Raw genomic sequence first — 20,956 nt, forward strand, 5'->3', positions numbered from 1 at the left:
TGACGTGCGCGGCTCAGGCGCCGATGGCGTGCAGGCCGCCGTCCACGTGGACGATCTCGCCGGTGGTCTTCGGGAACCAGTCGCTCAGCAGGGCGACGATGCCGCGGCCGGCCGGCTCGGGGTCCTTCAGGTCCCACTCCAGCGGGGAGCGCGAGTCCCACACGGCGGCCAGGTCGCTGAAGCCCGGGATGGACTTGGCGGCCATGGAGCCGAGCGGGCCCGCCGAGATCAGGTTGCAGCGGATGTTCTGCTTGCCCAGGTCGCGCGCGATGTAGCGGCTGGTCGCCTCGAGGGCGGCCTTGGCCGGGCCCATCCAGTCGTACTGCGGCCAGGCGAACTGCGCGTCGAAGGTGAGGCCCACGACCGAGCCGCCGTTCTGCATCAGCGGCAGGCAGGCCGTGGTCAGCGACTTCAGGGAGAACGCCGAGACGTGCATGGCCGTGGAGACCGACTCGAACGGCGTGTTGAGGAAGTTGCCGCCGAGCGCGTCCTGCGGCGCGAAGCCGATGGAGTGCACGACGCCGTCCAGGCCGCCCAGCTCCTCGCCGACGACGTCGGCCAGGCGCCCGAGGTGTTCGTCGTTGGTGACGTCCAGCTCGATGACCTTGGCCGGCGCGGGGAGCTTCTTCGCGATGCGCTCGGTCAGCGTGGGCCGCGGGAACGCGGTCAGGATGACCTCGGCGCCCTGCTCCTGGGCCAGCTTCGCGGCGTGGAAGGCGATGGAGGCCTCCGTCAGCACACCCGTGATCAGGATGCGCTTGCCCTCGAGAATTCCGCTCATGGTGATCAGTGACCCATTCCCAGTCCGCCGTCAACGGGGATGACGGCTCCAGTGATGTACGAGGCGTCGTCCGAGGCGAGGAACCGCACCGTCGCGGCGATCTCCTCCGGCTGCGCGTACCGGCCGAGCGGCACCTGGGACACGATGTCCTTGCGCTGCTCGTCGCTGAGCACCTTGGTCATGTCGGTGTCGACGAAGCCGGGCGCGACGACGTTGAAGGTGAGGTTGCGCGAGCCCAGCTCACGGGCGAGGGAGCGCGCGAAGCCGACGAGGGCGGCCTTGGAGGCGGCGTAGTTCGCCTGCCCCGCGGAGCCGAGCAGGCCGACCACCGAGGAGATCAGGACGACGCGGCCCTTGCGGGCCCGCAGCATGCCGCGGTTGGCGCGCTTCACGACGCGGAAGGTGCCGGTGAGGTTGGTGTCGATGACCGAGGTGAAGTCCTCCTCGGACATGCGCATCAGGAGCTGGTCACGGGTGACGCCGGCGTTGGCGACCAGGACCTCGACCGGGCCGTGCTGCTCCTCGATCTCCTTGTAGGCCTGCTCCACCTGCTCGGGGTCGGTGATGTCGCACTTGACGGCGAGGAAGCCGGCCGGCGGCTCACCCGAGCGGTACGTGATCGCGACCTTGTCGCCGGCGTCGGCGAAAGCGCGGGCGATGGCGAGGCCGATGCCCCGGTTGCCTCCGGTGACGAGAACCGAGCGGCTCAACGGATCACCCTTTCGATAGCGGTCTGATGCGGTACGGCACCCGCCCGAACACCTCGATGACAGGCGGCTTCATCGAAAACCTATCGGTAGCGCCCCTTCCGTGGGCAAGCGGGCACCGACAGTGGCTGAAGTGCGTCACTGTGGGGTTTCTACAGTCGGCCGCCGGGTCGGCCGGCCGGCCCGGGGGCGTGGGCGGGCAACCCCTCGGCGCGAGCCGTCCCGCGCGTCCTGAGGTCCCGAGGGCTTCCGTCACTATCAGGTGGCCACACCACGACCCTTTGCGACATGGTTCTCTCACCCCGACCGTGCCCCGACCGAAGGAGACGCCGCCCGTGGCCCATGAGATCGATCAATCGTTCCTCGCGCTGCCGCTGAGGGCCCTGGCCGACGCCGCGCTGGCACGCGCGCGTGCGCTGGGGGCCGAGCATGCCGACTTCCGGTTCGAGCGGGTGCGCAGCGCGTCCTGGCGGCTGCGGGACGCCAGGCCCGCGGGGTCGTCGGACACCACCGACCTCGGCTACGCGGTCCGCGTGGTGCACGGCGGTACGTGGGGCTTCGCGTCCGGGGTGGACCTGACCCTGGACGCGGCCGCCAAGGTCGCCTCGCAGGCGGTGGCGATGGCGAAGCTGTCCGCGCAGGTGATCAAGGCGGCCGGGGCCGACGAGCGGGTGGAGCTGGCCGACGAGCCGGCGCACGCCGACCGGACGTGGATCTCGTCGTACGAGATCGATCCGTTCACCGTGCCGGACGAGGAGAAGGCGGCGCTGCTCGCGGACTGGAGCGCCCGGCTGCTCACGGCGAACGGGGTGAACCACGTCGACGCCTCGCTGCTCACGGTGCACGAGAACAAGTTCTACGCGGACACGGCCGGCACCGTGACGACCCAGCAGCGGGTCCGGCTGCACCCGCAGCTCACGGCGGTGTCGGTGGACGAGTCGAGCGGTGAGTTCGACTCGATGCGGACCGTCGCGCCGCCGGTGGGCCGGGGCTGGGAGTACCTGACGGGCACCGGCTGGGACTGGGACACCGAGCTGGAGCGGATGCCGGAGCTGCTGGCGGAGAAGATGCGGGCGCCCAGCGTGGAGGCGGGCGTGTACGACCTCGTGGTCGACCCGTCCAACCTGTGGCTGACCATCCACGAGTCCATCGGGCACGCCACCGAGCTGGACCGCGCCCTCGGCTACGAGGCCGCCTACGCCGGCACCTCCTTCGCCACCTTCGACCAGCTCGGCAAGCTCAGGTACGGCTCCGAACGGATGAACGTCACCGGCGACCGCACCGCCGAGCACGGCCTGGCGACCGTCGGGTACGACGACGAGGGCGTCGAGGCCCAGTCCTGGGACCTGGTGAAGGACGGCACGCTGGTGGGCTACCAGCTCGACCGGCGGATCGCGCGACTGACCGGGTTCGCGCGGTCCAACGGGTGCGCGTTCGCCGACTCGCCGGGTCACGTGCCGGTGCAGCGCATGGCCAACGTGTCGCTGCGGCCGGATCCGGCGGGGCTGTCCACCGAGGACCTGATCGGGGGCGTCGACCGGGGAATCTACGTCGTCGGCGACCGGTCCTGGTCGATCGACATGCAGCGCTACAACTTCCAGTTTACGGGTCAGAGGGCATACATGATCCGGAACGGCCGCCTTGAGGGGCAGATCAAGGACTTTGCATATCAGGGGGTCACCCCCCAGTTCTGGGGCTCCATGGAAGCTGTCGGAGGCCCCCAGACCTACGTGCTAGGAGGGGCTTTCAACTGCGGAAAGGCCCAGCCGGGGCAGGTGGCGTCCGTGTCTCACGGGTGCCCCTCGGCCCTGTTCCGGGGCGTCAACATTCTCAACACCACCCAGGAGGCCGGTCGATGAGCGCCCGTACCCACAAGCCGCACGAGGTCGTCGAGCAGGCGCTGGCGCTGTCCCGGGCCGACGGCTGCGTGGTCATCGCCGACGAGCAGTCGACCGCCAACCTGCGCTGGGCGCGGAACGCGCTCACCACCAACGGTGTGACGCGGGGCCGCACGCTCACCGTGATCGCGACCGTGGACGGCCGGGAGGGCACCGCCTCCGGTGTCGTGTCCCGGTCGGCGGTGACGGCCGCCGAGCTGGAGCCGCTGGTGCGGGCCGCCGAGGCGGCCGCGCGCGGCGCCGGGCCCGCCGAGGACGCGCAGCCGCTCGTCGGCGACGTGCCCGCGTCCCCCGACTTCACCGACGCGCCGGCCGAGACCTCCTCCGCGGTGTTCGCGGACTTCGCCCCGGCACTCGGCGAGTCCTTCGCACGCGCGCGTGCGGGGGGCCGCGAGCTGTACGGCTTCGCCAACCACGAGCTGGTGTCGACGTACCTGGGCACCTCCACCGGGCTGCGGCTGCGGCACGACCAGCCCACCGGCACGCTGGAGATGAACGCGAAGTCGCCGGACGGCACCCGCTCGGCGTGGGCGGGCCGGTCGACGCGCGACTTCAAGGACGTCGACCCGGGCGCGCTCGACGCCGAGCTGGCCGTACGGCTCGGCTGGGCCGAGCGGCGCGTGGAGCTGCCCGCGGGCCGGTACGAGACGCTGCTGCCGCCGACCGCGGTCGCGGACCTGCTGATCTACCAGTTCTGGTCGGCCTCGGGCCGGGACGCGGCGGAGGGCCGGACGGTGTTCTCCAAGCCCGGTGGCGGCACCCGGGTCGGCGAGAAGCTGAGCGGGCTGCCGCTGACCCTGCGCAGCGACCCGCACGAGCCGGGCCTGGAGTGCGCACCGTTCGTGGTCGCCCACTCCTCCGGCGGCGACCAGTCCGTGTTCGACAACGGGCTGCCGGTGCGGGCCACCGACTGGGTCGGCGAGGGCGTGCTGCGGAACCTGACCACCACCCGGCACAGCGCGGGCCTGACCGGGCTGCCGGTCGCCCCGGCGCTCGGGAACCTCGTCCTCGACGGCGGGCGGGACCGCTCCCTGGAGGAGATGGTCGCGGACACCGGACGCGGACTGCTGCTGACCTGCCTGTGGTACATCCGCGAGGTGGATCCGGCGACGCTGCTGCTCACCGGTCTGACCCGGGACGGCGTCTACCTCGTGGAGAACGGCGAGGTCACCGGACAGGTGAACAACTTCCGCTTCAACGAGTCGCCGGTGGGCCTGCTGGGGAGGGCCACGGAGGCCGGGCGCACCGAGAAGACGCTGCCGCGCGAGTGGAGCGACTGGTTCACCCGGGCCGCGATGCCGGCGCTGCGGATCCCCGACTTCAACATGAGCTCTGTCAGTCAGGGCGTATAACCTCGTACTCGGCTGTCACCCGGCTGCCCGAAGATCTTCAAGGAGACACGAGAACCGTGACGGACATCGTCGACGAGCTGAAGTGGCGTGGGCTGTTCGCCCTGTCCACCGACGAGGACGCCTTGCGCAAGGCGCTCGCGGACGGTCCCGTCACGTTCTATTGCGGCTTCGACCCGACGGCGCCGTCGCTGCACGTGGGGCACCTGGTGCAGGTGCTCACCGTGCGCCGGCTCCAGCAGGCCGGGCACCGGCCGCTGGCGCTGGTCGGCGGTGCGACGGGCCTGATCGGCGACCCGCGCCCGACCGCCGAGCGCACGCTGAACGACCCGGAGACGGTGGCCGGCTGGGTGGGCCGGCTGCGCGGGCAGATCGAGCCGTTCCTGTCCTTCGAGGGCGAGAACGCGGCGGTCATGGTGAACAACCTCGACTGGACGCAGGGCCTGTCCGCGATCGAGTTCCTGCGGGACATCGGCAAGCACTTCCGGGTCAACAAGATGCTGACGAAGGACTCCGTGGCCCGCCGCCTGGAGTCCGACCAGGGCATCAGCTACACCGAGTTCAGCTACCAGATCCTGCAGGGCATGGACTTCCTGCAGCTCTACCGGCGGTACGACTGCAGGCTCCAGCAGGGCGGCAGCGACCAGTGGGGCAACCTCACGGCCGGCCTGGACCTGATCCACCGGCTGGAGCCGGACGCGGACGTGCACGCCCTGGCCACCCCGCTGATGACCAAGGCGGACGGCACCAAGTTCGGCAAGACCGAGGGCGGAGCCGTCTGGCTCGACCCGGAGATGACGACGCCGTACGCGTTCTACCAGTTCTGGCTGAACGTGGACGACCGGGACATCTCGCGGTACATGCGGATCCTCTCCTTCAGGTCCCGGGACGAGCTGGAGGAGCTGGAGCGGCAGACCGAGGAGCGCCCGCAGGCCCGCGCCGCGCAGCGCGCGCTCGCCGAGGAGCTGACGACGCTGGTGCACGGCGCCGACCAGACGGCGGCCGTGATCGCCGCGTCCAAGGCCCTCTTCGGTCAGGGCGAGCTCGCGGAGCTGGACGACCGGACGCTGTCGGCGGCGCTGTCCGAGGTGCCGCACATCCAGGTCACCGAGCTGGGTCCGGTGGTCGACCTGTTCGCCGAGGTCGGGCTGGTGGCCAGCAAGTCGGCCGCCCGGCGGACGGTCAAGGAGGGCGGTGCCTACGTGAACAACGCGAAGGTCGCCGCGGAGGACGCGGTTCCCGCCCGGGAGGACCTGCTGCACGGGCGCTGGCTGGTGCTGCGCCGGGGCAAGAGGAACCTGGCCGCGGTCGAGGTCAAGCCCGCGTGACACATGCCGAAGGGCGGCTCCCGGTTCCCGGGGGCCGCCCTTCGGCATGTCGGTGTGTCCGCCGTCAGACGCGTTGCTGCTGTTTCCGCTTGCCGATCGTCGCCATGTAGAGGGCGTCGAACAGGGCGACGATGATGATCGCCGCGACGAGCTGGAAGGCGTGCCGGCTCCAGTCGATGCCCCTGGTCTCCGCGACGCCGAGGGCTGCGGCGATCGCGTTGCCCGCGATCGCGCCGAGGATGCCGCCGATGGTGGTCAGCCACAGCGGACTGTGCTGCTTGCCCGGGATGACCGCCTTGGCGATGAGGCCCAGCACGAACCCCACGATGATCGCCCACAACCAGCCCATGGCTGCCTCCTCGTACCGATCGGCGTGAGCACTACCGCAAGTCTCCGGGTGAGGTCCGTGCGGCGCATGTCGGGCACACCCGTACGTGGCCCGGCCGACGGCGTCCGTGCGGGCGGGCGGCGACCCGGTCTCGTGGGCGGTCGGGGCGCGGCGTACGGTGGAGTTGTTCCGCACGGGTCTCGCGCCCACGCGCGGGCGACGGTTGCGGACCACGGAGTCCGATGCGGGCGGATGGTGGATGGTGATGCGGAAGCAGCACGGCGGCAACGTCCAGGTGTTCCGGATCACCGGCGCCCGGACCGGCCTGGCCGAGGATGTGAGGGGCCGGCAGCGGCGGTACGTCATCTCGATGACGATCCGGACGGCCTCGGTGATCCTCGCGGCGACCCTGTGGAACGTCGAACGGTACGTCGCCATCGTGGCGCTGGTGCTCGGCGCGCTGCTCCCCTACGTGGCGGTGGTGATCGCTAACGCCGGCCGGGAGCGGCCGCCCACTCTTCCGTCGACCTTCGTCACGGTCCCGACCCGGCCGATGATCACGCCGCCGCCCGCGGGGGACGAGGGCGCGCGGGCGGAATCCGTACCGGAGGACCGGTCCGCGGAGCCCGGGCCACCGGGGCCCGGTGAGCGGCCGGACCGGGCCTGACCACGGGGGATGCGGGGCGGCGGACCGGGGGCGCGGCCAAGCTCAAGAAAAGCTCAATTCATTCGTGCGGTTCAGTGCCGGACGCAGGGTGACCCATGACATACTGCGTACGCGCTCCGCATCCCCCGTCGGAGCGACGGACCGACGCCGGGCAGCTCCCCCCGTGGCTGCTCGGCGTCGCCTTGTTTGCGGGGGCTGTGCGACGGAACCAGTGACGAACCTGTGAGTGACGAGACCCCCATCTGCTCCGCCAAGGGCTGCCGTGCCGCCGCCGGGTGGGTGCTGGCCTGGAACAACCCGAAGATCCACACGCCGGAGCGGCGCAAGACCTGGCTCGCCTGCGAGGAGCACCGCGAGCATCTTTCGCAGTTCCTCGGGGTCCGCGGGTTCCTCAAGGACGTGGTGCGCTTCGCGGACTGGGAGGCTCCCGAGGGCTCCGGAGGCCTGCCCGGCTGATCACGCCGCAGGCGCGGGCCCCGTTACCGCGTCGGCCGAGGAAGCCGACGCCGCGGCGTCCGGCAGGCGCTCTCTCGCCACCCGCCGGACGCCGCTCCTCGACGGGCGAACCGCGACCGACGCGGCACTAGCCGCCGATCGCCGACATCGGGCGGTCCGGCTGTACGAACGAGGGGTCGTCGAGACCCGCTCCGGCCTTCTTGCCCCACATCGCCAGGCGCCACAGGCGGGCGATCTCCTCGTCGGGGGCGCCGGAGCGCAGGGCCGCCCGCAGGTCCGTCTCCTCGGTGGCGAACAGGCAGGTCCGTATCTGGCCGTCGGCCGTGAGGCGGGTACGGTCGCAGGCCGCGCAGAACGGGCGGGTGACCGAGGCGATCACGCCCACGCGGTGCGGCCCGCCGTCGACCAGCCAGCGCTCCGCCGGGGCGGAGCCGCGTTCCTCGGCGCCCTCGGGGGTGAGGTCGAAGCGGGTGCGCAGGGAGGTCAGGATGTCCCCGGCGGTGACCATGCCCTCGCGCTTCCAGCCGTGCTGGGCGTCGAGCGGCATCTGCTCGATGAAGCGCAGCTCGTAGTCGTGCTCCACCGCCCAGGCCAGCAGGTCCGGGGCCTCGTCGGCGTTCAGACCGGGCATCAGGACCGAGTTGACCTTCACCGGCTCGAGGCCCGCCTCGCGGGCGGCCTCGAGGCCCTCCAGTACGTCCCGGAGGCGGTCGCGGCGGGTCAGGGTCTTGAAGACGTCCGGGCGGAGGGTGTCCAGGGAGACGTTCACCCGGTCCAGGCCGGCCGCCCGCAGGGCGGACGCGGTGCGCCGCAGACCGATGCCGTTGGTGGTGAGGGACATCTGGGGCCGGGGCTCCAGGGCGCCGACGCGCTCGACGATGCCGGTCAGTCCTGGGCGCAGCAGGGGTTCGCCGCCGGTGAAGCGGACCTCCTCGATGCCGAGCAGGCGGACCGCGATGTCGATGAGCCGGACGATCTCGTCGTCCGTGAGCAGGTCGGGCTTGGCGAGCCACTGCAGGCCCTCCTCGGGCATGCAGTAGGTGCAGCGCAGATTGCACCGGTCGGTCAGTGAGACCCGAAGGTCGGTGGCGACTCGGCCGTAGGTGTCGATGAGCACGTGGGCCCCCTCCCTCGGTACCGCATCATCGTTGTTCGTCACCTGCGAGCCTACGCGAGAGCACCGACAACGGCGGTGGCCCGATCCCACGAGGCACGGCGAGGCCGCGTCGTAGGACCGTACGATCCCGTACGACGCGGCCGTCGTCGTGCAGGTCAGTGCGCTCCCGTTCCGGTCAGGGACCGCACCTCCAGCTCCGCGTACTTCCCGGCGTCCGGGACCTCCTTGGAGAGCAGGGTGCCCACGGCGCCCAGCAGGAAGCCGACCGGGATCGAGATGATGCCCGGGTTCTCCAGCGGGAACCAGTGGAAGTCGACGTCCGGGAACATCGAGGTCGGCTTGCCGGACACCACCGGCGAGAACAGCACGAGGCCGACCGCGGTGACCAGGCCGCCGTAGATCGACCACAGGGCGCCCGAGGTGGTGAACCGCTTCCAGAACAGGCTGTAGAGGATGGTCGGCAGGTTGGCGGAGGCGGCGACCGCGAAGGCGAGCGCGACCAGGCCGGCCACGTTCAGGTCACGGGCCATGGCACCGAGCAGGATGGAGACGGCGCCGATGCCGACGGTGGCCCAGCGGGCCGCGCCCAGTTCCTGCCGCTCGGTGGCCTGTCCCTTCTTGATGACGTTGGCGTAGATGTCGTGGGCGAAGGAGGACGACGAGGCCAGGGTGAGGCCGGCGACCACCGCGAGGATGGTGGCGAAGGCGACGGCCGAGATGGTGGCGAGCAGGATCGCCCCCCAGTTGGAGTCGACCCCGCCCAGGTGCAGGGCGAGGAGCGGGGCGGCGGTGTTGCCCGCCTTGTTGGAGGCGATGATCTCGTCCGGTCTGATCAGCGCGGCCGCGCCGAAGCCGAGGGCGAGGGTCATCAGGTAGAAGGCGCCGATCAGGCCGATCGCCCAGATGACGGACTTACGGGCGGCCTTGGCGGTCGGCACCGTGTAGAAGCGGATCAGGATGTGCGGCAGGCCCGCGGTGCCGAGGACCAGGGCGATACCGAGGGAGATGAAGTCCAGCTTGGTGGTGCCGGTGGCACCGTACTTCAGGCCGGGCTCCAGGAACGCCGAACCCTTGGCGCTGTTGTCGGCGGCCTTTCCGAGCAGGTCGGAGATGTTGAAGTGGAACTTCAGCAGGACCAGGAAGGTCAGCAGCAGGGCACCCAGGATCAGCAGCACCGCCTTGACCATCTGGACCCAGGTGGTGCCCTTCATACCGCCGATGGTGACGTAGACGATCATCAGGACGCCGACCAGGGCGACGATGCCGATCTTGCCGCCGTCGCTGGTGATGCCGAGCAGCAGCGAGACGAGCACACCGGCGCCGGCCATCTGGGCGAGCAGGTAGAAGATCGACACGACGATGGTGGAGACACCGGCCGCGGTACGCACGGGCCGCTGGCGCATCCGGTAGGCCAGGACGTCGCCCATCGTGTACCGGCCGGAGTTGCGCAGCGGCTCGGCGACCAGGAGGAGGGCCACCAGCCAGGCGACCAGGAAGCCGATGGAGTAGAGGAAGCCGTCGTAGCCGAAGAGTGCGATGGCGCCGGCGATGCCGAGGAAGGACGCGGCGGACATGTAGTCGCCGGAGACGGCCAGGCCGTTCTGGAAGCCGGTGAACTGCCGTCCGCCGGCGTAGAAGTCGGCGGCGTCCCTGGTCTGCCGGCCGGCCCAGACGGTGATCACGAGGGTCGCGGTCACGAACACCGCGAACAGGGTGACGATCAGCGTCCGGTGCTCGCTGGCCTCACCTGCGGCCAGCAGGACGTGCTGTGCGGGGTTCATGCTCCGCCCTCCATCCGGGACTTGATGGCCTCGGCCCGCGGGTCGAGCCTGGCGGCGGCGTGCCGCGCGTACCACCAGGCGATGAGGAACGTGGTGAGGAACTGCGCGATGCCCAGGACGAGGGCCACGTTGATGTTGCCGGCCACCTTGGTGCCCATGAAGCCGCCCGCGTAGCAGGAGAGCAGCACATACAGCAGGTACCAGGTGGTGAAGGCGATGGTCAGGGGGAACGCGAAGGAGCGGTTGGCGCGGCGCAACTCCCTGAACTCCGCGCTCTGCTGGACCTCGACGAACTCCTCGGTGGAGGGAAGGTGGGCTTGCGGTTTCGCGGGTGGCGGTGTCTCGGTGGCCACGGGCTCTCCTCGCGTCGGACCTGCGGTGCGTCGACCTCACACGGACAAGGGATCACGTTACCGGCAGTCGCCGTCCGGCTCCGCTGAGTGATCCCGGTGGGGGGCCACGATCGTGCCGGGCCCTCCGTCCACGGTCACGGCGCCGCGCGCGAACCGGTTCAAGTCGGCCTGCCCCTTTCGGAGATCAGATCGGGGAGATAACTTCGCCCTGCACCACCCGTCATGTACGCGCCCAAGCACCACCTGTGCCTCGGGCGGTTCCGTAACCGGATGATGTGGAGATCCCATGGTTCATCTGCGCTCCAGGCGCAGGCTGGCGCTCGCCGTGCCGGTCGTGCTCTCACTGACCGCCTCGCTCGGCTTCCTGCCGACGGCGGCCTCGGCTGCGACCGAGGCCGCCACCACGGCACGGGCGGCGGACGGCCCGGCCCTGGCGTACGTCGTCAACACCAGGACGGACCACCGCACGATCGAGTCGGTGAAGCGGGCGATCTCGCGCAACGGCGGCACCATCGTGGCGAGTTACGCCCGGATCGGCGTGATCGTCGCGCACTCCGCGCAGGCGGACTTCGGCCAGCGGATGCGCGCGGTGCGCGGGGTGCAGTCCGCGGGCGCCACCCGTACCGCCCCGCTGAGCGCGGCGGGGACGACCGACGAGGGCGCGGTCCAGGTCCTGTCGAAGACGGAGGCCGCGAAGCTCGCCCGGGGCGCGGCGGCGGGCGAGGAACCCCTCGAGGCCGACCAGTGGGACCTGCGGTCGATCGGCGCCGACAAGGCCGCGACGATCAACCCGGGCAGCCGGCGGGTGACCGTCGGCGTGATCGACACCGGCGTCGACGACACCCATCCGGACATCGCCCCGAACTTCTCCCCGTCGCAGTCGGCGAACTGTGTGAGCGGCAAGGCGGACACGACGTACGGCGCCTGGCGGCCGGCGGACGCCGACCACTACCACGGCACGCACGTCGCGGGTGAGATAGCCGCGGCCCGCAACGGCATAGGCGTGGCGGGCGTGGCGCCCGGGGTGAAGGTCGCCAGCATCACCGTCGCCCAGCCCGACTCCACCCAGCTCTTCTACCCGGAGAGCGTGGTCTGCGCCTTCGTGTTCGCGGCCGACCACGGCATCGAGGTCACCAACAACAGCTACTACGTGGACCCGTGGCTGTACAACTGCAAGGACGACCCCGACCAGCGGGCCATCGTGGACGCGGTCAACCGGGCGCAGTCGTACGCACAGCGCAAGGGCACGCTCAACGTGGCCTCGGCGGGCAACTCCAACGACGACCTCGACTCCGACGCGATCGTGGACGACTCCAGTCCGGACGACTCGACCGCGACCACCCGGACGATCGACCCGCACCAGTGCTACGACGTGCCGACCCAGCTCCCCGGTGTGGTCACCGTGAGCGCGGTGGGCGTCAAGGGCGCCAAGTCGTACTACTCCAGCTACGGCAGGGGCGTGGTCGACGTGGCGGGACCGGGCGGCGACAAGTACCAGATCCCGGACACGCCGTCGAAGAACGGCCGCATCCTGTCCACGCTGCCGAACAACGAGTACGGCTTCCTCCAGGGCACCTCGATGGCGTCCCCGCACGTGGCCGCCGTGGCCGCGCTGCTGAAGTCGGCGCACCGGCACGCCACCCCGGCCCAGCTCCAGATGCTGCTCAAGGCGCAGGCCGACAACCCGGGTTGCCCGGCCGGCCCGTACGACGGGAACGGCGACGGTGTCGTGGACGCGACCTGCGTCGGCGGCAAGCGCGTCAACGGCTTCTACGGGTTCGGGATCGTCAACGCGCTGCGCGCGGTGCGCTGACCCCTCCCCCGCGCACGGGTGCCGCCGGAAGGCTTCCGGCGGCACCCGTGCGGCCACGACCCGGGCTGCTGGATTGATCGAATCAATACTGCATAGTTCAGTCATGACTGAGATCGAGTTCGCCTGGACCGCGCTGGGCGGCGACCCCGCCCAGGTGTCGTGTGTGTCGGTCGTCGAGCGCGCGGGGACCCTGCCGGCACGGCTGCCGGTGAACCGGCTGGCGCGCGCCTGCGTCGGCGCGTGTGCGCTGGCCGCCGCCGAGCTGGGGGCGCGACGGGCCGGACTCGGCCGGCTGCCGGATGCCGAGGTGGACGACGGCGCGGTCGCCGCCGCCTTCCACAGCGAGCGGCTGCTGCGGGTGGACGGCCGGGAGCCGGTGGCCTTCGCGCCGCTGTCCCGGTTCTGGCGGAGCGCGGACGGCTGGGTGCGCACCCATGCCAACTATCCGCACCACCGGGCCCGGTTGCTGCAGGCGCTGGGCCTGCCCGAGGACGTCTCGGTGGCGGACGCGGGCGAGCGGATCGCCGGACGGTCCGCGCTGGAGGTGGAGGACGCGGTCCACCGCGCCGGCGGGCTCGCCGTGGCCCTGCGCACCCCGCGGGAGTGGGCGGCGCACGGGCAGGCCGCCGAGGTGGCCGCCCGGCCGCTGGTCGAACGCGAGCGGCTGGACACCTCCCCCGCGCGGGTACGGCCCGCGCTCGACCCGGCAGCGGCCCGGCTGCTGCCCGCCGCCGGGCTGCGCGTCCTGGATCTGACCAGGGTGCTGGCAGGCCCGGTCGCCACCCGCACGCTCGCGCTGCTCGGCGCGGACGTACTGCGTCTGGACCCCCCGCACGCGCCCGAACTCCCCGACCTGCACGCCGACACGGGCTTCGGCAAGCGCTCGGCCGCCCTCGACCTCTCCACCGGCCGGGACACACTGGAGGAGCTGCTGGCCGCGGCGGACGTCGTGGTGACCGGCTACCGGCCCGGCTCCCTGGACCGGTTCGGGCTCTCCCCGGAGGCGCTGGCGGAGCGGCACCCCGGGCTGGTGGTGGCGCAGGTGTCGGCGTGGGGCGCGTACGGGCCCTGGGGCGGACGACGCGGCTTCGACAGCCTGGTGCAGGCCGCGACCGGTGTCGCGGTGACCGAGGGCTCCGCCGAGCGGCCCGGCGCGCTGCCCGCGCAGGCCCTGGACCACGGCACCGGATACCTGCTGGCGGCGGCCGTGCTGCGGGCGGTGACCGAGCAGTCGTACGACGGCGGCGGCCGGCTGGTGCGGCTGGCGCTCGCCCGTACCGCGCACTGGCTGACGGACGGGATGCCGGCCGCCCCCGGCGGCGGGGGCGCCGGGTACGGGGGCCCGGACGCCTGGCTGACGGAGACCGGCAGCCGGCTCGGACGGCTGCGCCACGCCCTGCCGGCGGTGTCCTTCACGGGCGGCCCGGCCGGCTGGGCGCGGCCCCCGGTGCCCTGGGGGTCGGACCCCGCCCGCTGGCAATGAGCCCGGGGGTGGGCCGGAGCCCCCCGTACCGGCGACCGGCGCGGCCGCGGGCGCCCCGCAGCCGCTGCCGGCCGAGGTCGCCCTCGACGGTGTCGAGGAGTTCCTGTTCACCTGCGTCGCGACGCCCACCGCCTGGCCGCACAAGCCCACGGCCTTCGACTTCCACGCCGCCGAGGGCCGCTCCTGGCGCCTCACGGTCGACGGCGACGGCGCACGCTCCACCCGTATCCCCGCGCCCACTGCCGCGACCGGCGAGGACTCGGACACAGCCGGCGCCTCCATCCACGGCACGGCCAGTGAGCTGGTCCTCTACTTGTACGACCGTATCCCCGCCGACTCCTTGCACGTTGACGGAGACGCAGGGCTGCTCGACCTGCTCCGCGCCTGGGAGCCGGAGGAATAGGATCTGGCGAGGGCTGATCGAGATGGCCGCGCCCCATGCCGCTGTCCGCGCCGGTGACCTCGCCGTCGAACGCGAACGCCGTCTCCAGAGCCTCCTCGACCTCGTCACGATCGACCGGCGGCCCCACGAACACGATCTCGGCGAACACCCCGGTCCTCCCTCTCGACCCGGCGAACCACAGCGGTCACAGCGCCGGACGCGGCCTCCCGGCCGGGGTCAGCGGAGCGTTGTGTGGGACACGAAGACCTCCGTGCGGTGCAGTCCCGGACGGCTCCACCACACCGGAGGCCTTCGCCGTGCTCAAGCGCGACCGGTGTCGACAACGCTCGTGATCAGTACCTCTAGCCGTTGGTGACGAGCACCTTGAGGGCGGTGCGCTCGTCCATCGCCTTGTAGCCGTCCGGGACGCCCTCGATGCCGACGGTCAGGTCGAAGACCGGAGAGGGGTCGATGGTGCCGTCGAGGACGTCGGGCAGCAGGTCGGGGATGTAGGCGCGGACCGGCGCGACACCGCCGCGCAGGGCGATGTTCCGGTCGAACATGACGCCGAGGTCCAGTCCGGTGCCGCTGCCGTGCGGTACGCCGACGAAGCCGATGGCGCCGCCGTCGCGAGTGATGTTCACGGCCGTCCGCATGGACTGCTCGGTGCCGACCGCCTCGACCACGGCGTGCGCGCCCTGGCCTCGGGTCAGCTCGCGCACGGCCTCCACGGCCGCGTCCCCGCGCTCGGCGACGACGTCGGTGGCGCCGAAGCGGCGCGCGATGTCGGTGCGGACCTCGTGCCGGCCGAGCGCGATGATCCGCTCGGCGCCGAGGCGCTTGGCGGCCAGCACGGCGCACAGACCGACGGCGCCGTCGCCGACCACGGCGACCGTGGCGCCCGGGCGGGCGCCCGCGCCGAGGGCCGCGTGGTGGCCGGTGCCGAGCACGTCGGAGAGGGTCAGCAGGGCGGACAGCAGATGGTCGTCGGAGGCGGCGTCCTTGGGCAGCTGGACGAGGGTGCCGTCGGCGAACGGCACGCGCACCGCCTCGCCCTGGCCGCCGTCGTACCCGACGGAGCCCCAGAAACCGCCGTGCTCGCACGAGGTGGTCAGACCCTCGCGGCAGTGGTCGCACACGCCGTCGGACCACATGAACGGGGCGACCACCAGGTCACCGCGCCGGACGGTGGACACCTCGGAGCCGGTCTCCTCGACGACACCGAGGAACTCGTGGCCGATGCGCTGCCCTGGCTGCCGGGCCGCCTCACCCCGGTAGGCCCACAGGTCGCTGCCGCAGATGCAGGCGCGCAGCACCCGCACGACGGCGTCGGTGGGCAGCTGCACCACGGGTTCGGGGACGTCCTCCACGCGCATGTCGTACGGGGCGTGGATGGTGGTGGCGCGCATGTCGAGGATCCTTCTCGTGCGGGGTGTCGTGCGGTGCCCGGGGGGTGGTCGAGCGCACCTCACGGTACGTCCTGGCGGCCGCGGGCCGCGCGGGCGGGGCCCGGGTCCGCTCACCGGCCGGCTACACCCCCACCGCGCCCAGCAGCGTCCCGGCCACGTACGTCACCCCCATGGCGAGGGCGCCGCCCGCCGTGTTGCGCAGCACCGCGCGGCCGGGCGCGGCGGCGCCGAGCCGGGCGCTGCTCCAGCCGGTGAGCACGAGCGCGGCCAGTACGCAGAGCACGGTGACCGGGAGCCGCAGGGCGGCCGGCGGCAGGACGATCGCCAGCAGCGGGAGCAGGGCGCCCACGGTGAAGGCGAGGAAGCTCGCCCAGGCCGCGTGCCAGGGGTTGGAGAGTTCGTCCGGGTCGATGCCCAGTTCCACGCGTGCGTGGGCCCTCAGCGCGTCCCGCTCGGTGAGCTGTTCGGCGGCCTCCCGGGCGACCTCCTCGGACAGGCCGCGCTCCTCGAGCATCTGGGTCAGCTCCTGCAGTTCCGCGTCCGGCTGCTCGCGCAGCTCCCGCCGTTCCTGGGCCAGCGCGGCCTTCTCCGAGTCCCGCTGGGTGGAGACCGACACGTACTCCCCGGCCGCCATCGACATCGACCCGGCGAGCAGGCCGGCCAGGCCGGCGGTGAGCAGGGCGGCGCGGGAGCCGGTCGCGCCTGCCACGCCGACGACCAGGCCGGCGGTGGACACGATGCCGTCGTTCGCGCCGAGGACGGCCGCCCGCAGCCAGTTCAGGCGGGAGCCCAGCGCGCCGCCGTGCGTCTCGTCATGGGTTGGTTCCGTCACAGCAGGGAGAATCGCACAGCCGCGGCCGCTCCGGAGCGTCGCCGGGACCGTGCCGCCGCTCCCCGGCGTACTCCCGCGCCGGCGCGCCGGGTTCGGGCCCGGTCTCCGGAACCGCCGTGCGTCCGGAGCGGGTTGGCGGCCCGTACGCGCGTGCGGGCACCGAGCGGGGGGACGGGTCCGGGGCACCGCCGCCGGACCTGGGGGACGGGGATGTCGGTCGTGGCCCGTATCCTCAGTGACCATGCTCGAAGACCGTGCGACCGCAGTGTCCTCCGCCACCCGGTGGCCGGCCGCGTATCCCAAGGGATACGCGGTCGTTGACGTGGAGACCACCGGCCTGGCCCGGGACGACCGGATCATCTCCGCGGCCGTGTACCGGCTGGACGCGCGGGGCGAGGTCGAGGACCACTGGTACACGCTGGTCAACCCGGAGCGCGATCCGGGACCGGTGTGGATACACGGCCTGACGAGCGAGGTGCTCGAAGGGGCGCCGCTGTTCGGGGAGGTGGCGGAGGAGTTCGCGGCCCGTCTCGACGGCCGGGTGCTCGTCGCGCACAACGCGGTGTTCGACTGGCAGATGATCGCGCGCGAGTACGCACGCGCGCGGCGCGAGGCACCGGTGCGGCAGCGGCTGTGCACCATCGCGCTGTCGAAGGAGCTGGGGCTGCCGCTGCCCAACTTCAAGCTGGAGTCGCTGGCCGCGCACTTCGGGGTGGTCCAGCAGCGGGCGCACCACGCGCTGGACGACGCGCGGGTGCTCGCCGAGGCGTTCCGGCCCAGCCTGCGGGCCGCGGCGGCGGGTGACGTACGGCTTCCGCTGCTGGAGTGCCGGCCGCTGACGGAGTGGTCGGACACCCCCCGGATCGGCCGGCAGGCGAGCGGCGGCCACGGCGGCCAGGGTCACGGCGGTTGGCGCCCGTCCCGGAAGCGGCCCGCCTGCCCCTACCCCAACCCCGGCCGTTACGAGACGGGCAAACGCCTCAAACAGGGCATGCGGGTGGCGTTCTCGGGGGACACCTCCACCGAGCGCGAACTGCTGGAGGACCGGGCGACCGAGGCCGGACTGCACGTGGCGACGTCCCTGTCCCGGCTGACCAGTCTGCTGGTCACCAACGACCCCGGCTCGGGCACCTCGAAGGTGGTCAAGGCGCGGCAGTTCGGGACGCCGGTGGTCGACGAGGCCGCCTTCGGGCAGTTGCTGCGGGACGTCGAGCCCGCCGACGGGTGACCGTACGGACGGGTGATTGGCGCGCGACTCGCCCCGTGCCCGCTCGCCCGGGGGTCGGCCACGGCTCACGCTGGGCCCCATGGCGACATGCGAAGTATGCGGCAACAACTACGGAATGACCTTCGAGGTGCACGCACAGGGCGCCGTGCACGTGTTCGACTGCTTCTCCTGCGCGATCCACCGCATGGCCCCGATCTGCGAGCACTGCCGGGTGCAGATCATCGGGCAGGGCGTGGAGGTCGAGGGCCACTGGTACTGCGGCGCCCACTGCGCCCGGGCGGAGGGGAAGACGGGGGTGGTGGACCGGGTGTGACCCGGTACCCGCGCGAACGCACCCCACGACCCGGAGGTACCGTCGTGGGGTGCACCGCTACCGCTTCCTGCTGACCCGCCAGTGGGTGATCCTCACCGTCGTCGCGATCGCGCTGATCCCGACGATGATCGAGCTGGGCTTCTGGCAGCAGCACCGGTACCAGGAGCGCACCGCCCGCAACGACCTCGTCTCCCAGGCGCTGCACGCCGATCCCGTCCCCGTGGAACGGCTCACCTCCCCCGGTCACTCCGTGACCCGGACCGAGAAGTACCGCACGGTCACCGCGACCGGCGCCTTCGACGCCTCCCGGGAGGTGGTGGTCCGGCGCCGGACGAACTCCGACGGCGAGGTCGGCTTCCACGTCCTGACCCCGTTCGTCCTGACCGACGGCCGGGTGCTGCTGGTCAACCGGGGCTGGATCCCGGCGAACGGCGTGCAGACCGACTTCCCCGAGATCCCCGCGCCGCCCGCGGGCCGGCTCACCGTCACCGGGCGGCTGGAGGCCGACGAGACGACCTCGGCGAGCGGGATCAAGAACGTCAGGGGCCTGCCGGACCGCCAGATCATGCTGATCGACAGCGCCGAGGAGGCGCGACGGCTCGGTGCGAAGGTGCTCGGCGGCTACGTCGAGCAGACGGCGCCGGCGGCCAGGGGCGGCACCCCGGAGCAGATCTCCGACCCGGGCCGCGAGGACGCCCCGCTGAACTACGCGTACATGCTCCAGTGGTGGCTGTTCGCCGCGGCCGTCCCGGTGGGCTGGTGGTTCCTGGTCCGGCGCGAGATCCGGGACCAGGACGAGGCGGCCGCCCAGCCGGCGCCGGAGAAGAGCGAACCGGCCGCCGTGTGACGGCACCGGTCCTCCGGAGGCGGCGGTCGCCCGGGGTGGCCGTCACTCCCCCGGCGCACCACCTGGTTGGCCGCGCGAGCCCCCGGGAAACCGGATGCTGTGAACGAGCGCATCGAGGACTACGCCGTCATCGGGGACGAGCAGACCGCGGCCCTGGTGGGCCGGGACGGCTCGATCGACTGGCTGTGTCTGCCCCGCTTCGACTCCGGCGCCTGCTTCGCCAGGCTTCTGGGTGACGAGGAGAACGGCCACTGGCGGATCGCGCCGCAGGGCGCGGGCACCTGCACCCGCCGCGCCTACCGGCCCGACACCCTGGTCCTCGACACCGAGTGGGACACCGCCGACGGTACCGTGCGGGTGACCGACCTGATGCCGCAGCGCGACCGCGCCCCCGACGTCGTACGGATCGTGGAGGGCGTCAGCGGCCGGGTCACCGTCCGCGGCGTGCTGCGCCTGCGCTTCGACTACGGCTCGATCATTCCGTGGATGCGCCGCTCCGACGGTCACCGGGTGGCCGTCGCCGGACCGGACTCGGTGTGGCTGCGCGCCGAGCCCCAGGTGCGCACCTGGGGCGAGGACTTCTGCACCCACTCGGAGTTCACCCTCGCCGAGGGCGAGCGGGTCGCGTTCGTGCTGACCTGGCACCCCTCGCACGAACCGCGTCCCGCGCTCGTCGACCCGTACGCGGCGCTGAGCACCAGCGTGCGGGACTGGCGGCGCTGGACGTCACGCTGCCGCTACGACGGGCCGCACCGGGACGCCGTCGTACGGTCCCTGATCACCCTCAAGGCACTCACCTACGCCCCGACCGGCGGGATCGTCGCCGCGGCCACCACCTCCCTGCCCGAGGAGCCGGGCGGGGTGCGCAACTGGGACTACCGCTACTGCTGGCTGCGTGACTCCACCCTCACCCTGGGCGCCCTGCTGGCGGCGGGCTACCACAGCGAGGCCGCGGCCTGGCGCGACTGGCTGCTGCGGGCGGTCGCGGGCGACCCGGCGGACCTGCAGATCATGTACGGCCTGGCGGGCGAGCGGCGACTGCCCGAGTGGGAGCTGCCCTGGCTGTCCGGCTTCGCCGACTCCGCGCCGGCGCGGGTCGGCAACGGCGCGGTCGACCAGCTCCAGCTCGACGTGTACGGCGAGGTCATGGACTCGCTGTTCCTGGCCCGCGCCTCCGGACTGTCGACCAAGCCGCACATGTGGTCCCTGCAGTGCGCGCTGATGGCGTTCCTGCAGTCGGCCTGGCGGCAGCCCGACGAGGGCCTGTGGGAGGTGCGCGGCGGCCGGCGCCAGTTCGTGCACTCGAAGGTGATGGTGTGGGTGGCCGCCGACCGCGCCGTGAGGACCCTGGAGCGGTATCCGGAGCTGCCCGGTGACCTCGACGGCTGGCGGGCGATGCGCGAGGAGGTGCACCGGGAGGTGTGCGAGCGGGGATACGACCCCGAGCGCAACACGTTCACCCAGTACTACGGCTCGCGCGAACTGGACGCCGCCCTGCTGCTGATCCCCCACTACGGGTTCCTGCCCCCCGACGACCCGCGGGTGATCGGCACGGTCGACGCCATCCGCGACGACCTGGACCACGGGGGTCTGGTCCGGCGCTACGACACCGACGCGGTCGGCGTCGACGGCATGCCGGGCGGCGAGGGCGCCTTCCTGGCCTGCTCGTTCTGGCTCGCCCAGGCCCTGCACCTGACGGGCCGCGAGGAGGAGGCACGCGAGCTGTTCGAGAGGCTGGTGGGCCTGGCCAACGACGTGGGGCTGCTGGCGGAGGAGTACGACCCGGAACCGGGCCGCCAACTCGGCAACTTCCCGCAGGCGTTCAGCCACATCGCGTTGGTGAACACCGCCCTCGCCCTGTTCGGCGGCGAGGGGGCAGGATAG

At 72.3% G+C, this 20,956-nt stretch carries 19 protein-coding genes and 1 pseudogene; 12 read left to right on the forward strand and 8 right to left on the reverse strand.

Translation table 11 applies throughout. The features are described 5' to 3' along the window. Nucleotides 1–13: 13 nt before the first annotated feature. Complete coding sequence (fabI, locus tag MXD57_RS20715; RefSeq protein ID WP_250403158.1) at nt 14–781, reverse strand: enoyl-ACP reductase FabI; 768 nt, start codon at nt 779–781, stop codon at nt 14–16. 5 nt (nt 782–786) lie between these two features. Then, nucleotides 787–1,491, reverse strand: coding sequence for a 3-oxoacyl-[acyl-carrier-protein] reductase (gene fabG, locus MXD57_RS20720; protein ID WP_250403160.1), 705 nt, complete (start codon nt 1,489–1,491; stop codon nt 787–789). 332 nt (nt 1,492–1,823) lie between these two features. Between fabG and MXD57_RS20725 the strand changes: the two genes are divergently transcribed. From MXD57_RS20725 to tyrS, 3 genes are read left to right on the forward strand one after another with little or no spacing between them, the layout of a single operon-like run. Further along, the gene (locus MXD57_RS20725; protein ID WP_250403161.1) at nt 1,824–3,347 is read left to right on the forward strand and encodes a TldD/PmbA family protein; all 1,524 of its coding nucleotides are present in this window, start codon (nt 1,824–1,826) and stop codon (nt 3,345–3,347) included. After that, on the forward strand, nt 3,344–4,738 hold the full coding sequence (locus tag MXD57_RS20730; RefSeq protein ID WP_250403163.1) for a TldD/PmbA family protein: 1,395 nt from the start codon (nt 3,344–3,346) through the stop codon (nt 4,736–4,738). Before MXD57_RS20725 ends, MXD57_RS20730 begins: the two co-directional genes overlap by 4 nt. Before the next feature lie 56 nt (nt 4,739–4,794). Next, the gene (tyrS, locus tag MXD57_RS20735) at nt 4,795–6,063 is read left to right on the forward strand and encodes a tyrosine--tRNA ligase (protein WP_250403164.1); all 1,269 of its coding nucleotides are present in this window, start codon (nt 4,795–4,797) and stop codon (nt 6,061–6,063) included. A 64-nt stretch (nt 6,064–6,127) separates the two neighbouring features. Here the strand turns inward: tyrS and MXD57_RS20740 are convergent, their stop codons facing one another. After that, on the reverse strand, nt 6,128–6,412 hold the full coding sequence (locus tag MXD57_RS20740; RefSeq protein ID WP_250403165.1) for a GlsB/YeaQ/YmgE family stress response membrane protein: 285 nt from the start codon (nt 6,410–6,412) through the stop codon (nt 6,128–6,130). A gap of 244 nt (nt 6,413–6,656) precedes the next feature. On the opposite strand from MXD57_RS20740, the gene MXD57_RS20745 reads away from it, so the two are divergent. Beyond that, the gene (locus MXD57_RS20745) at nt 6,657–7,058 is read left to right on the forward strand and encodes a DUF3099 domain-containing protein (RefSeq protein WP_250403167.1); all 402 of its coding nucleotides are present in this window, start codon (nt 6,657–6,659) and stop codon (nt 7,056–7,058) included. Nucleotides 7,059–7,280: 222 nt separating this feature from the next. Continuing rightward, on the forward strand, nt 7,281–7,514 hold the full coding sequence (locus MXD57_RS20750; protein ID WP_250403169.1) for a hypothetical protein: 234 nt from the start codon (nt 7,281–7,283) through the stop codon (nt 7,512–7,514). Between the two features lie 127 nt (nt 7,515–7,641). Here the strand turns inward: MXD57_RS20750 and moaA are convergent, their stop codons facing one another. The 3 genes from moaA to MXD57_RS20765 form a co-directional block, all read right to left on the reverse strand. Further along, nucleotides 7,642–8,631, reverse strand: coding sequence for a GTP 3',8-cyclase MoaA (gene moaA, locus MXD57_RS20755; protein ID WP_250403171.1), 990 nt, complete (start codon nt 8,629–8,631; stop codon nt 7,642–7,644). Between the two features lie 155 nt (nt 8,632–8,786). Beyond that, nucleotides 8,787–10,412 (reverse strand): solute symporter family protein, encoded by a 1,626-nt coding sequence (locus MXD57_RS20760; RefSeq protein WP_250403173.1) that lies wholly within the window; start codon nt 10,410–10,412, stop codon nt 8,787–8,789. Continuing rightward, nucleotides 10,409–10,765: a DUF485 domain-containing protein gene (locus tag MXD57_RS20765; RefSeq protein WP_250403175.1), complete on the reverse strand. Its 357-nt coding sequence runs from the start codon at nt 10,763–10,765 to the stop codon at nt 10,409–10,411. Before MXD57_RS20765 ends, MXD57_RS20760 begins: the two co-directional genes overlap by 4 nt. A gap of 286 nt (nt 10,766–11,051) precedes the next feature. Here MXD57_RS20765 and MXD57_RS20770 point away from each other — a divergent pair, with 286 nt between their 5' ends. From MXD57_RS20770 to MXD57_RS20780, 3 genes and pseudogenes are all read left to right on the forward strand, one after another. Further along, a complete protein-coding gene (locus tag MXD57_RS20770; protein ID WP_250403176.1) occupies nt 11,052–12,578 on the forward strand; it encodes a S8 family peptidase in 1,527 nt (508 codons plus the stop codon). Nucleotides 12,579–12,681: 103 nt separating this feature from the next. Continuing rightward, nucleotides 12,682–14,061, forward strand: coding sequence for a CoA transferase (locus tag MXD57_RS20775; protein WP_250403178.1), 1,380 nt, complete (start codon nt 12,682–12,684; stop codon nt 14,059–14,061). 43 nt (nt 14,062–14,104) lie between these two features. After that, a pseudogene (locus MXD57_RS20780) lies at nt 14,105–14,464 on the forward strand (hypothetical protein); the annotation flags it as partial. Nucleotides 14,465–14,805: 341 nt separating this feature from the next. On the opposite strand, the gene MXD57_RS20785 reads toward MXD57_RS20780, so the two are convergent. Both MXD57_RS20785 and MXD57_RS20790 read right to left on the reverse strand, forming a co-directional pair. After that, the gene (locus MXD57_RS20785) at nt 14,806–15,852 is read right to left on the reverse strand and encodes a zinc-dependent alcohol dehydrogenase family protein (RefSeq protein ID WP_250403180.1); all 1,047 of its coding nucleotides are present in this window, start codon (nt 15,850–15,852) and stop codon (nt 14,806–14,808) included. Nucleotides 15,853–15,973: 121 nt separating this feature from the next. Then, nucleotides 15,974–16,684, reverse strand: coding sequence for a VIT1/CCC1 transporter family protein (locus MXD57_RS20790; protein WP_250403181.1), 711 nt, complete (start codon nt 16,682–16,684; stop codon nt 15,974–15,976). Nucleotides 16,685–16,925: 241 nt separating this feature from the next. On the opposite strand from MXD57_RS20790, the gene MXD57_RS20795 reads away from it, so the two are divergent. From MXD57_RS20795 to MXD57_RS20810, 4 genes are all read left to right on the forward strand, one after another. Continuing rightward, nucleotides 16,926–17,912, forward strand: a complete 987-nt coding sequence (locus tag MXD57_RS20795; protein ID WP_250403183.1) for a DEDDh family exonuclease — start codon at nt 16,926–16,928, stop codon at nt 17,910–17,912. 79 nt (nt 17,913–17,991) lie between these two features. Beyond that, a complete protein-coding gene (locus MXD57_RS20800) occupies nt 17,992–18,225 on the forward strand; it encodes a hypothetical protein (RefSeq protein WP_250403185.1) in 234 nt (77 codons plus the stop codon). 49 nt (nt 18,226–18,274) lie between these two features. Then, nucleotides 18,275–19,072 carry an SURF1 family cytochrome oxidase biogenesis protein gene (locus MXD57_RS20805; protein ID WP_250403186.1) on the forward strand — a complete coding sequence of 266 codons (798 nt, stop codon included), beginning with the start codon at nt 18,275–18,277 and terminating at the stop codon, nt 19,070–19,072. A 99-nt stretch (nt 19,073–19,171) separates the two neighbouring features. Continuing rightward, nucleotides 19,172–20,956: a glycoside hydrolase family 15 protein gene (locus tag MXD57_RS20810; RefSeq protein ID WP_250403187.1), complete on the forward strand. Its 1,785-nt coding sequence runs from the start codon at nt 19,172–19,174 to the stop codon at nt 20,954–20,956.

The organism is Streptomyces cellostaticus (assembly GCF_023630175.1).
Taxonomy (GTDB): domain Bacteria; phylum Actinomycetota; class Actinomycetes; order Streptomycetales; family Streptomycetaceae; genus Streptomyces; species Streptomyces cellostaticus_A.

What these genes read in the sequence shown, in the direction of transcription:
- MXD57_RS20740 (WP_250403165.1), bottom strand. Translation starts at nt 6,412, where the DNA reads ATGGGCTGGTTGTGGGCGATCATCGTGGGGTTCGTGCTGGGCCTCATC.
- MXD57_RS20770 (WP_250403176.1), top strand. Translation starts at nt 11,052, where the DNA reads ATGGTTCATCTGCGCTCCAGGCGCAGGCTGGCGCTCGCCGTGCCGGTC.
- MXD57_RS20785 (WP_250403180.1), bottom strand. Translation starts at nt 15,852, where the DNA reads ATGCGCGCCACCACCATCCACGCCCCGTACGACATGCGCGTGGAGGAC.
- MXD57_RS20730 (WP_250403163.1), top strand. Translation starts at nt 3,344, where the DNA reads ATGAGCGCCCGTACCCACAAGCCGCACGAGGTCGTCGAGCAGGCGCTG.
- MXD57_RS20775 (WP_250403178.1), top strand. Translation starts at nt 12,682, where the DNA reads ATGACTGAGATCGAGTTCGCCTGGACCGCGCTGGGCGGCGACCCCGCC.
- MXD57_RS20800 (WP_250403185.1), top strand. Translation starts at nt 17,992, where the DNA reads ATGGCGACATGCGAAGTATGCGGCAACAACTACGGAATGACCTTCGAG.
- MXD57_RS20760 (WP_250403173.1), bottom strand. Translation starts at nt 10,412, where the DNA reads ATGAACCCCGCACAGCACGTCCTGCTGGCCGCAGGTGAGGCCAGCGAG.
- MXD57_RS20795 (WP_250403183.1), top strand. Translation starts at nt 16,926, where the DNA reads ATGCTCGAAGACCGTGCGACCGCAGTGTCCTCCGCCACCCGGTGGCCG.
- fabI (WP_250403158.1), bottom strand. Translation starts at nt 781, where the DNA reads ATGAGCGGAATTCTCGAGGGCAAGCGCATCCTGATCACGGGTGTGCTG.
- MXD57_RS20745 (WP_250403167.1), top strand. Translation starts at nt 6,657, where the DNA reads ATGCGGAAGCAGCACGGCGGCAACGTCCAGGTGTTCCGGATCACCGGC.